The sequence below is a fragment of the Streptomyces sp. A 4/2 genome (assembly GCF_940670765.1).
Lineage (GTDB): Bacteria > Actinomycetota > Actinomycetes > Streptomycetales > Streptomycetaceae > Streptomyces.
The window spans coordinates 275093-286780 of record NZ_CALNVW010000030.1; the positions used below are offsets into that span (position 1 = coordinate 275093).

Sequence of the window (11688 nt, forward strand, 5' to 3'; positions counted from 1 at the left end):
TTAATTCCGCCCGAGGAAGGTGTAGCAGCATCGTGATGACCAGGTCAATGGTCCGGTCCTCGCAGGCAGTTGAGGAAGGATCATGAAGTGGAGAGAGACAAGCCCATGACGCGGACCAGCGGCGATCCCTCGTTGTTGCGCAGAATGAACGCGGCGGCGGCGCTGCGCGAGCTGATGCAGGCGGACCGGCCCCTCACCGTGGCCGAACTCGCGCGGCGCGTCGGCATCACCCGGCCGCCCACCGAGAGCATCGTCGCCGACCTGGTGGCCGGCTCGTGGGCCCAGGAGCAACTTCCGGAACCGGAGGACGTGCGGTCGGCGGGCCGGCCGGCCCGCCGCTACCGTTTCCGGGCGGACGCCGGGCGCGTTCTCGGGATCGACATCGGCGCCCACAAGACGCTCGCTGTCGTGACCGACCTCCGCGGTACCGTCCTCGCCGAACGCCGCACGTCCCTGAGCCCGGAAGAAGGCGCGACCGGGCGCCTCGCGGCCGTCCGGCGCAACGCCGTCCGCTGCCTGAGCGCGGCCGGGAGCAGCAGACAGCGGCTGACCGCGGCGGGCATCGGCACCACCGGGGTGGTCGACGACGAGGGCCGCGTCGCACTCTCGCACGTACTGCCCGAGTGGACAGGACTCGATCTGCGGAGCGCGGTCGGACGCTGGCTCTCCTGCCCCGTCCTGGTCGAGAACGACATGCGGCTCGGCGCGCTGGGGGAGCGCTGGCGCGGCGCCGCCCGCGACGCGGACGACGTGGTGCTCCTGCACGCGGGGCGACGGCTCAGCACCGGACTGCTCCTGGACGGCAGACCCCGGAGGGGCAGCCACGGAGCCGCGGGCGAGATCGGCCACCTCGCGTACCTGAACTGGCTGCACTCCTTCGAGCGCTTCGCCCCCTACGACGACCCGGCCGCGGGTGAGGAGCGTCCGGCCGAGGCCGCGCAGCGCGTGTTCGAAGCGGCACGCGACGGCGACCGGGCCGCCGCGGAACTCGTCGATGCCTTCGCCCGCGAACTCGCCGCCGGTCTCGCGGCGATGGTCCTCGCCATCGACCCCGACATCGTGGTCATCGGAGGCGGCCTGTCCCGCACGGGTGAACTCCTCGCCGGCCCCGTCCGCGGCTACCTGTCGGACCACTGCCTCTTCCCGCCCCGCGTCGCCACCTCCGAACTCGGCGACGAGGCAGTCGCCCTGGGCGCGGTCCGCCACGCCCTGGACCACGTCGAACGATCCCTGCTGGCGGGCGACCTCCCCGCACTCCCTTCCGTCCACCCCGGCTGACGCTGACGCTGACGCCCCGTCCCGCGGCTGAGCCGTCGTCCTCACGGTGGACCGGACCTGGAAAGAGTCCAGGTCCGGTCCGGGTGCGGGGCGACAGGGGAGCAGCGCTGGGCGGAGTGGACGGGGCGGGCCCTGTTCACCACCCGCCTTGCTCTCCCGTATCACCCGGAGGTTAGTTTGTGGGGCAGGATAGGTACGCAGGACCCGCGCCGGCAGAGGAGCACGGGGGACGAGAGGTCGGGAAGAGTGTCGCTGCGCGGAGGTGATCCAGCCGAGATCGGCGGCTATCTGCTTGAGGCGCGGCTCGGCTCGGGCGGCATGGGCACGGTCTTCCTGGGCCGGATGAGTTCGGGGCGACCTGTCGCGATCAAACTGATCCACCAGCAGTTCGCGGCGGACGACGAGTTCCGCATCCGTTTCCGGCAGGAGGTGGCGGCGGCGAGGCGGGTGAGCGGCGCGTTCACCGCCGCTGTGATCGACGCCGCCCCGGAGGCCGATCAGCCGTGGATGGCGACGGCCTACATCGAGGGGCTCACGCTCGCCCAGCGCATCGCCGCCGAGGGCCCGTTGACCGGCGCGGAACTGCGGACGCTCGCCATCGGTCTGACGGAGGCGCTGCGCGACATCCACCGCGTGGGGGTCGTCCACCGTGACCTGAAACCCTCGAACGTCGTGCTCTCGCCCGAGGGCCCGCGCGTCATCGACTTCGGCATTTCGCGCGCGGTGGACCAGCAGACGCTGACGATGACAGGGCGGGTCATCGGTACGCCGCCCTTCATGTCACCGGAGCAGTTGCAGGCGCCGCGTGGTGTGGGGCCGCGCTCCGATGTCTTCTCGCTGGGGACCCTGCTGGTGTACGCGGCGACGGGGCAAGGGCCCTTCGACGCGGACAGCCCGTACATGACGGCGTATCAGGTGGTGCACGAGGAGCCGGCGCTGGACGCCGTGCCGACGGCTCTGCGCGCGGTCGTCGAGCCGTGCCTGTTGAAGGATCCCGAGGGGCGCCCCTCGGCGGACGAACTCCTCGTACTGCTGCGGGACCTGCCGGTCGACCTCGGCGGGACCGATACGGGCGGGGTCGGAGCCGGCGCGGGCCGCACCCGCGACATGATCACCCAGCATCACCTCGCGACGCGGGACACCCTGTCGCCGATCGCCCCGGACACCGCCCCGGCCGGCCCCGGTACCGGGAACACCGCCACCTCCATCGGCCGCCGTCTGCGCCGCCGGTGGCGTCCCGTGGCCGCGGCCGCGGTCGCGGTGGCAGCGATCGGCGGCGGGGTCGCCGCGGTGACGGCCGAAGGCTTCGGGGGGAACAGCGGCGCCGGCAAGGGCAACAGCGTCGCGGCGCCGAGCGGCGTACTTCCGGCCGGTTTCGAACCGTGGCACAAGACCGTGCTGGGCGGTCGCGAGGACATCCCCGACGAGCTGCGCTGCGTCGCGCGCGGCGACGCGCTGTTCTGCGGGGGCGGCGGCGTCGTGGCGGCCCGTATCAGGGCCTCGGACGGCTCGCGGGTGTGGACGGTGAAGAGTCCGGGCGTCCCCGTCCAGGGCATGCACCTCGTGGGCGCGACCGACGACACGGTGCTCGGTTACCGCTTCGCCTCCCAGGACCACCCGCAGGGCCCCGCCGAAGAAGTGGTGGCCATCGACGCGGACAACGGCCGGGAGCTGTGGTCCGTGCCGTCCGGCGCTCAGTCGCAGGCTGTCACGGGCCGGAGTCAGGACGCCGTGGTGATCGGCTCCACCGTCGTGACGGTCGACGCCTCCAACTCCCGCTTCGAGGCCCGGGACGCGCACAGCGGCAAGGTGGCCTGGACGACGCCGTTCCCCGCGGGCACGCAGTGCGCCCCGGTTCCGGTGGGCGCACAGCTCTTCGCGATGTGCGCGACGGCCACGGAGGTCGATGACCTGGCGGTGCGCCACCCCGCCCTGCACACGCTCGACCGCGCCTCGGGAGCACTGGGCGAACCCATCGCGGTCAAGGGGCCCGCCGTACCCATGGGCGTCGCCGACGACGAACTCGTACTCCTCCAGGAACACATGGAGGGAACGGCGACGGTCGGCTACGACGGGGTGGCGCGGTTCGACCCGGCTTCGCGGAAGGTCACGTACTCCCGGCTGTCACAGACCTACGCGGGGACGCCCGGCATGGCAGGCGGCATCGTCTACCTGAGCGGGCAGACCGGTCTCGTCACGGCGCTCGACCCCGCGACCGGCCGGAAGAAGTGGTCGCGGCAGACGGACGTGGAAGGCGCGTCCGGTCCGGTGTCGGGAGGCGGAGCGCTGTACTTCAGCTCGGCCACCGGCCGGGTGGTCGCCCTGTCGCCGCAGGACGGCGAACCCCTGTGGACGACGGATCCGCAGGCCGATGGTCTGACGGGCGAGCAGGGCGCAAGCCCGCGGGTGACTGTCGTGGGGCGTGCGGTGGTCGTGGCCGCGGCCAAGAACTCCCTCTTCGCCTTCGACGCGCAGAAGCCACCACGGTCGGGCTGACCCGGCGACACCGCCGCCGGCCGCCTTCCTCCCGACCGCAGGCCCGATGGACGTGTGCCGCGTCGCTCCCCGCTCCCGGTCGACGCCGCCGTGCGGCGCCGACCTTCGCGTGTGTCATGCGGGTGCCCCGTTCACCCGACCTGTTCGACGTGGATGACAACGGAGTGCTCGGGGTGCATGACCGGAACCTGAAGCCCGATGTGTGTCAGCGCGGCACCAGGTACCTCGATGCCCTCCTCGGACCACCATGCCGGGGGTGAGAAGCCGCCGGGCGGCGTACCGACGACCAACGGTCGCACGCGGTAGCGGCGCTGGGGATCAAGACCGCTGAGGCGTGCGTGAGGCGGAGCGCCGGTCGTGCACCAGGTGAGTGACACGATCTCGTACAGGGCTTGTGTCCGGTCCTTGGCCACCACCCCGTGACTCCAGATGCCGTGGGCCGGGTCCGGGCCGCGCCACACGGTCCCGGTGTGGAGCAGGTCACGGTGCTTCCGGTGGAGTGCGATCCACCGGGCGAGCACCGCGCGCTCCTCGGGCGTCGTGTCCCCGAGGTCCCACTCGACGCCGAGGTGTCCGAAGAACGCGGTGGCGCCGCGGAAGGAGAGATCGTGGTGCCGGCTCGTCGTGTGCGAGTGCGGTGAGGCGATGTGGGAGCCGAGCAGTTCCGGAGGCAGCAGCTGACCGGTCCAGCGCATGAGCCGCTGCCGCTCCAACGGGTCGCTCACGTCCGATACCCAGACCCGATCGGTCAGTTCGAGGATGCCGAGGTCGATCCGGCCGCCGCCGGCGGCACAGCTCTCGATCTCCAGGGCGGGATGGGCTGCCTTGATCTCGTGGAGCATCCGGTAGAGGGCCGAGGTCTGAGCGTGCTCGCCGGGGACTCCCGCGCGGGGTTGTACACCCGCCTCGACGTGGTCGCGGTTGTGGTCCCATTTGACGAAGGCGACGGGATACTCCGCCAGGATCGCCAGGATCTGTTCGAGCACCGCGTCGTAGCACTCGGGGATGGAGAGGTTCAGGACGTGCTGGGTGCGCTGCTCGACGGGGAGTTCCCGGCGCGCCGCCATGATCCACTCCGGGTGGGCACGGGCCAGGTCGGAGTCCGGATTGACCATCTCCGGTTCCATCCAGATGCCGAACTCCATCCCGTGCTGGTGGACGGCGTCCACCAGCGGGTGCAGTCCGTGCGGCCACACATCCGCGGACACGGTCCAGTCGCCGAGTCCCGCACGTGAGTTGCGGCGCCCGCCGAACCAGCCGTCGTCGAGGACGAACCGTTCGATGCCGATCTCGCCCGCCAGCCGGACGAGTTCGACGAGCCGCTTCTGGTCGTGCTCGAAGTAGACGGCTTCCCAGGTGTTGAGCGTGACGGGCCGGCGCGGTGAGACGTGATGCGGGCGGCTGCGCAGGTAGTCGTGGAAGCGGTGTGCCACGCGGTCGAGGCCGTCGCCGTACGCCGCGTAGATCCACGGACCCAGATACTCCTCGCCGCCTGCGAGCCGCATCTCGCCCGGCAGGAAGAGCTCGCCGCCGCCGAGGAGCCGGATGCCGGTGCTGTCGTGCTCGGCGACATGGCGGTGGTTGCCGCTCCACGCCACATGGACGCCCCAGGTCTCACCGTGTGCGAAGTCGCTGCCGCGCTCGGTGGCGTGGAGGACGTATGCGGAGTCCAGACCGGTGCGGCCCCGGCGGTTCTCCCTCGCATGGGTTCCGGTGCCGAACGGTTGGCGCTGGACCTGACGTTCCATGCCCCACCGGCCGGAGAAGTCGAGCAGCTCGACCGCGTGTGCCGGAACCGGCAGGTAGAGGGAGAGTTCCGAGAGTTCGTACTCCTCACCCTCGTTGATGACGCGTCCGCGCATCCGGACCAGACCGGATTCCAGCATCTCGACGACGAGGACGAGCCGGATGAGGCTCTCGGCGTCGAAGGCGGTGATCTCCACGGTTGTCGCGCCGGCCTCGGTGTACCCGGCCGCTTCGACGCCGTCGACTCGGACGGCGGTGACGGCGAAGCGCGGGGACCAGTTGCGTCCCTGACGGGAGCCCAGCAGCCCGGGGCGGCCCATCCAGCCGGTCCACGGCTCGGGGATCAGGGCGGCCGGCCCGGCGTCCAGCTCTCCGGGCAGGCGGCCCTGGGCCGCCCCGGCCAGGCACGTCGAACGTGCCGAGGCCGCGTCGAGCGCACCCAGATCGGCACCCCAGTGACGGACGATCGGCAGCTGCTCGGCTGGGCATTCAAGCAGAAAGGAGCATCCCGCTGAGCGCAAGTGCACTACGACGGGTGTTCCGGAGAGGCGGTCGGTCACGTTTCTCCCTTGTTGCACGGCGGTGCGCGGTTCTTCTCCGGGCGCTGCCGGAGAGTACGACCGTGGACCGCTCCAGCTTGCGGATGTGGTGGGAGACAGCGGGCCGGCTCATGAGCGGCGGCCTCGCTGCCCCGGAGAAGTCACCCGGCTCCATGGCATTCACGCGTGTTTCCCGCTGCATCGGGCGCGCCACGCGTGCGTACACTCCCGCGTGCGTCGAGCTCGGTCTCTTCCCGGGCCTGTTCCGTGGCCGGGGACCTGTCGGCCACCCCGGTGGTGGCCGACGGACGAGGCGGGTTCACTACGCGACTTCGGCGCTGACGCTCTGGTTCGGGGCCACGGAGACCCTGACATAGCTGTAGGTCTTTCCGTTCACCCTCTTGGTATGGGCAGCCCGCTTCTTGCCGTCGATCTTGATCACGGGGTGTTTGCCCGGGAACTGGGCCTCCCACGTGTAACTGTCCGAGCCGGTGTCGTTCGTCAGGGTCGACCTGCTCGCCCTGTCGTGGCGCAGGGTGAACGTGTTGCCGCCGACCTTGATGTCCTTGATCTGCAGCCAGTTCATGCCGGACGGCATGCGGGAGCGGGTGCTGAGGGACTTGGACGGGGCGTCGGGTTCGACGCCCATGAGCCCCTCGACGGTCTGACCGAGCAGCGTGTAGGAGACCTCGGGATAGTCGCCGTTGGGACCCTGCTTGCTGACGGGGTGTTGGTCGTTGCGCTTGTCGTAGACGTACCGCATCCACTTCCACGCGGTGTCGCTGTGCTCGTAGGCGAAGAAGGTGTCGGGGAGGTAGGAGATCGCCTCGATGTTGTCGGGCTTCCCCTCGCCGCTCGCCTGTTGGTCGATGTAGTCGAGGTAGGCGTCGGTGCGCGCACCCGGCTCCATGATCTGCTTCATCGGCATGAACCAGCTGTTCTCCTTGCCCCAGCCCGTGACCGGCTCCCCGTCCGTGGTGTAGGCGCGGATCATGGATTCCCCGGAACCAGTGCCGCTCCAGGTGGAGTTGAAGTACGACTTGAGCTTGTCGGCCTTCTTCCGGAACTCCTCGGCCAGGCTGCCGTCACCCTTGCTCCGGGCCAGCGCGGACATCGCCCGGAACGCCTGGTACTGGGCGCCGATGGCGTCGCCCGCTTCGGCGAGCGGTTCGTCGCCGGCTTCGTTGTAGCTGGCAGCTCCGGCGAATATGCCCTTGCCCGTGCCCTCCGCGACGCCGTTGGGCCTGCCGCCGTCGTGGAGTTCGATGAACTCCTTCGTCGCGTGGCGGTAGAAGTCCCAGAGGATGTCGTCGTCGACGTACGCGCTGTCGCCGCTCCACCGGTACGCCTCGTTCGCCTTTTCGACCAGTTCGAAGGTGGCCGGCACTTCGCGGACGAAGGACGTGGGGCTGTGATAGTCGATGGACAGCTTGGTCTTGTTGTCGAAATTGAAGGACCAGGCCGGGTAGTAGCCGTGTTCCTCGGTCGCGGACGCGGCGAACGCGCTGAGCATGGCCTTGTTCGCGTCGTGCAGGCCGAGGACCGAGGCGCCGCTGAGCTGGTGGGCCATGTCGCGTGAGTAGTAGCCGCTGCGATGGGCGTAGCCCGCCCAGTAGGAGGGGCCGTAGGTGCCCGTACCGGTTCCGGCGCTGTTGTTCTCGTCGACGTTGAGCGGCCCGTTCGTGCCGGGCTGCTGTACCCAGCTGTTGGCCTTGCGCTTCGCCCAGTTGAACATCTCGACGATCTCTGGATCGGAGGACGAGACCACGGGGTCGACAGGTGCGGAGGGCGAGACCATGAGGTCGTCGGCGTTGATCCATCCGTTGCCCGACCCGAAGGCGAGCTCCAGCTCGTCGCCGCGCTTCAGGGAGATCCGGCTGAGGGTGTAGCGGGCGTAGGTGGGCCGCTCGGGCAGGACCACCGAGGCGGCTGTGCTGCCGTTGACGCGTGCGAAGAACGTTCCGGCGGTGCCACCGGTGGCGATCCAGGCGGAGAAGTCGTACGTACCGTCACCGGGCACCTTGATCTTCTGCGAGACCTGCTTTCCGTGTCCCGCGTCGAGGTAAGCCAGCTTCGAGCCACCGTGAGGCTTGTTCGAGGCCACTCCGGCGCCGGATGTGAGGGTCCAGCCGTCGGTTCCCTCCTCGAAGCCGGGGTTCTCGATGGTGAGGGGTGCGGGAGCTGCCGTGGCGGGTTCCGCGAGGAGCAGGGGCGTCAGCGGGGCGAGGACGGCCAGCGCGGCGATGGTCGCGAGGCGTGTGGGGCGGGTGCGTCTCATGGCGGACTCACTCCAGAGCGGTGGAGGACGGATGCCTGGAAGCTAGCCCTCCAACCCACCCGCTTTCAAGCGTCGTACAGACATTGAAAGAAAACCAAGCAGAAAAATTTCATAGATGTCTTGCAAGCGTATGTGGCGCATGGCTAACTTCCCTACGTCGGCCGCTCTTCTGTCGTGAGGAGTGGGTGTTCGAGCCGCATACAGAGGTGGTCGCGCATGAACGTGAGTCGTCGCAGAGTGATGGGGCTTGGCGGGGCTCTCGCCGCGAGTGCCGGGTTGGGCGGGCTGACCGGTTGCTCGTCCGGCGCGAGGTCCGGCTCGGCCGGGAACCCCGCGAAAGGTGACATCACGGTATGGAGCTGGGCAGGGCCGGCCGCTGAGATGCGGGCGCTGGTGCCGAAGTTCAACAAGCTGTACCCGGGCATCGAGGTCACGGTCCAGGACATCGGCAATCCGGCCATCTGGGACAAGATCACTACCTCGATGGCGGCGAACGGCGCTGGGCTCGCGGACGTCCTGCACATCGGCGTCGACTACCTTCCCGCGTACACGGACCGATTCCCCGGGCAGCTCGCGGACCTCAGCCGACTCGGCGCCGGGAAGTACCGGACAGCCTTCGCCGACGGTCTGTGGGGGACGGTCTCACGGGATGGCTCGCGCGTTGACGCCCTGCCCTGGGAGGCCAATTCGGGAGGCTTCTACTACCGTGCCGACGTCTTCGAGGACGCCGGTGTGGACGCGGACGCGCTCGACACCTGGGACGACGTCGTCGAGGCGGGCTTGAAGATCAAGAAGAAGACCGGCAAGTACCTGCTCGGTATCGACAAGCCCGCCTCTCAACAGGACTCGGCGAACCTCTTCCAACTGCTGCTCCAGTTGCAGGGCACCATGTACTTCAATCTCGACGGCGACATCATGGTCAGCTCGCCCGAAGCCGTCAGAGCCATGACGCTCATCAAGAAGATGAACGATGCCGGCTTGGTGAACGACATCTCCGGTGGGTGGAACGCCCTGATCACCTCGATCAAGAGTGGCACTGCTGCGGTACTGCCCTGGCCGACCTGGTTCGGCGGTGTCATCGAGGACAGCGTTCCGGACCAGGCCGGGCTCTGGCGTGTGCGCCTTCCGCCGGCTGTTCGGCGCGGCGGCACCAACGCCGCCACCGTGAACTCCACCCACCTCGCCATCTCGGGCACCAGCCACCATCAGGCCGCGGCCTGGAAGTTCGTCGAGTTCGTCCTCACCCGTCCGCAGTCCCAGGTCCAGATCTACAAGGCCAAGGGCATCGCGCCGGCCCTGATGGGGGCGTACGAGGACCCCGTCTTCCATCAACCGTCGAAATTCTTCAGCGGTCAGCACAAGGGCGAGGTCTTCCTCAAGGCCCTCAAGGCCGACTCCCCGGCCTTCAACTACACGTCCGACTACGCGCGGGCGCTCAAGGCGGTCACCGACGCACAGACCAGGGTTCTGCTCCGAGGGGCCGACCCGGCCACCGAACTGCGCGGAGCCGCCGACCAGCTCGCCGCGCAGACCGCACGCAAGGTGGCCCGATGACCACGACCGTCACCAAGACACGTCCCGCGCCGGCACCGCAGGGAAAGGGGCCGAGGCCACGGTCGCGTCTGACCGCGCGCCGTCTCGCGCCGTACGCCTTCGTGTTTCCCGCCGCGCTTCTGTTCGCCGTGTTCAAGCTCTACCCCATCGGCTGGTCCTTCGTCCTCAGCCTCTTCAAGTCGGTCGACGGGGTCGACACCTATGTCGGCTTCGACAACTACGGGCGTCTGTTCCGCGATCCGCTCTTCTGGACCGCCCTGAAGAACACAGGAACCATCCTGTTGATCCAGGTGCCGGTGATGCTTGCCCTCTCCACCGGCCTGGCCGTCGCACTCAACTCCGCCTTCCTGCGGGCGCGTGCGATCTTCCGTCTCGGATTCTTCCTGCCGATGGTCACCGGCCTCGTCGCCTACGGGGTCATCTTCTCCGTACTTCTCAACCAGCAGTACGGGCTGGTCAATTGGCTGCTGTCGAACGTCGGCATAGGCGAGGTTCCATGGCTCACCGACCCGCTGTGGGCGCAGATCTCCCTCGGCCTGGTACTGACCTGGCACTACACCGGCTACAACGCGGTCATTCTGCTCGCGAGACTGCAGACGATCCCGGGTGAGCTCTACGATGCCGCCTCGGTCGACGGCGCGGGTGCGTGGAAGTCCTTCCGTCACGTGACGCTCCCGGGGCTGAGGCCGGCGATCCTGCTGACCACGGTGCTCTCCACCATCGGCACCCTGCAGATCTTCGACGAGCCGTTCATCCTGACCGGAGGCGGTCCGGACAACGCCACGCTCACCATCGGCGTGTACCTGTACCAGAATGCCTTCACCTACTTCGACTTCGGCTACGCCTCGGCCATCGCCTACGTGCTCGCCGTGCTCATCGGAGTGCTCGGCCTGATCCAGTTCCGGGTCCTGGGAGACAAGTCATGAAGCAACCCTCCAGTGGTGCCGTCCTGCCCTTGAGGGCCCGTGCCCGGCGCCGTTCCGCAGGCAACAGCATCCTGCTCACTTCGGGGCTCGCGATAGCCCTTGCCGCCGTGCTCATTCCCTTCTACTGGCTCGTCATCGCCAGCACCCACAGCTCCGCCGAGATCTTCGGCTCGCCGCCACCGCTGGTGCCCGGTGACCACTTGGGTGAGAACCTCTCCAGCCTCCAGGAGACGGCATCCTTCGGGCAGGTCGTGCTCAACTCTCTGCTCATCGCGGTCATCTACACCGTCTGTGCGGGCCTCGTGTGCACGCTGGCCGGTTACGCCTTCGCCAAGTACCGCTTCAAGGGCAGCAACTGGATGTTCGGTCTGCTGATGCTGGGACTGGTCATTCCCAGCCAGGTCACCCTGGTCCCGCTGTTCAAGATGATGGCGGAGTGGGAGTGGCTCAACACCTACCAGGCCGTGATCATGCCCAACCTGGCACTGCCCTTCGGGATCTTCCTGATGCGCCAGTCGATGGCCGCTCTCCCCGACGAACTCCTCGACTCGGGACGAATGGACGGCTGCGGAGAGTTCCGGCTCTTCCTGCGGGTCGTCCTGCCGCCCATGAAGCCATCCCTGGCCGCCCTGGCCATCTTCCTCTTCCTCTTCCAGTGGAACGACTTCATCTGGCCGCTGATCGTCCTCCGCGACAACGCCTCCTTCACGATCCCCGTCGCACTCTCCGCGCTGCAGGGAGTGAACGACACCGACTACGGCGCCATCCTCACCGGAACCGCCATCGCCGCCATCCCCATGGCACTCGTCTTCCTGGCCCTTCAACGCCACTTCGTCTCCGGCCTGCTCGCCGGAGCCGTCAAGGAGTGAAT

At 68.7% G+C, this 11688-nt stretch carries 7 protein-coding genes; 5 read left to right on the forward strand and 2 right to left on the reverse strand.

Translation table 11 applies throughout. The annotated features are described in order from the left end of the window. Window positions 1-87: 87 nt before the first annotated feature. Window positions 88-1278, forward strand: a complete 1191-nt coding sequence (locus tag NBY69_RS22655; protein ID WP_250303117.1) for an ROK family protein — start codon at window positions 88-90, stop codon at window positions 1276-1278. A 246-nt stretch (window positions 1279-1524) separates the two neighbouring features. After that, the gene (locus NBY69_RS22660; protein ID WP_250303118.1) at window positions 1525-3774 is read left to right on the forward strand and encodes a serine/threonine-protein kinase; all 2250 of its coding nucleotides are present in this window, start codon (window positions 1525-1527) and stop codon (window positions 3772-3774) included. 131 nt (window positions 3775-3905) lie between these two features. Here NBY69_RS22660 and NBY69_RS22665 read toward each other — a convergent pair whose 3' ends face one another. Next, window positions 3906-6080, reverse strand: a complete 2175-nt coding sequence (locus NBY69_RS22665) for an alpha-galactosidase (protein WP_250303119.1) — start codon at window positions 6078-6080, stop codon at window positions 3906-3908. Window positions 6081-6381: 301 nt separating this feature from the next. After that, on the reverse strand, window positions 6382-8337 hold the full coding sequence (locus NBY69_RS22670; protein ID WP_250303120.1) for a hypothetical protein: 1956 nt from the start codon (window positions 8335-8337) through the stop codon (window positions 6382-6384). A gap of 216 nt (window positions 8338-8553) precedes the next feature. Here NBY69_RS22670 and NBY69_RS22675 point away from each other — a divergent pair, with 216 nt between their 5' ends. The 3 genes from NBY69_RS22675 to NBY69_RS22685 are packed head-to-tail and all read left to right on the forward strand — an operon-like array spanning window position 8554 to window position 11686. Continuing rightward, entirely contained in the window at window positions 8554-9891 is a 1338-nt protein-coding gene (locus NBY69_RS22675) for an ABC transporter substrate-binding protein (protein ID WP_250303121.1), read from the forward strand. Further along, complete coding sequence (locus tag NBY69_RS22680; RefSeq protein ID WP_250303122.1) at window positions 9888-10817, forward strand: carbohydrate ABC transporter permease; 930 nt, start codon at window positions 9888-9890, stop codon at window positions 10815-10817. Before NBY69_RS22675 ends, NBY69_RS22680 begins: the two co-directional genes overlap by 4 nt. Further along, window positions 10814-11686 carry a carbohydrate ABC transporter permease gene (locus NBY69_RS22685; protein ID WP_250303123.1) on the forward strand — a complete coding sequence of 291 codons (873 nt, stop codon included), beginning with the start codon at window positions 10814-10816 and terminating at the stop codon, window positions 11684-11686. Before NBY69_RS22680 ends, NBY69_RS22685 begins: the two co-directional genes overlap by 4 nt. Window positions 11687-11688: the final 2 nt, after the last annotated feature.

Coding starts and splice junctions, on each gene's coding strand:
- NBY69_RS22680 (WP_250303122.1), top strand. CDS start 9,888: ATGACCACGACCGTCACCAAGACACGTCCCGCGCCGGCACCGCAGGGA.
- NBY69_RS22675 (WP_250303121.1), top strand. CDS start 8,554: ATGAACGTGAGTCGTCGCAGAGTGATGGGGCTTGGCGGGGCTCTCGCC.
- NBY69_RS22685 (WP_250303123.1), top strand. CDS start 10,814: ATGAAGCAACCCTCCAGTGGTGCCGTCCTGCCCTTGAGGGCCCGTGCC.
- NBY69_RS22670 (WP_250303120.1), bottom strand. CDS start 8,337: ATGAGACGCACCCGCCCCACACGCCTCGCGACCATCGCCGCGCTGGCC.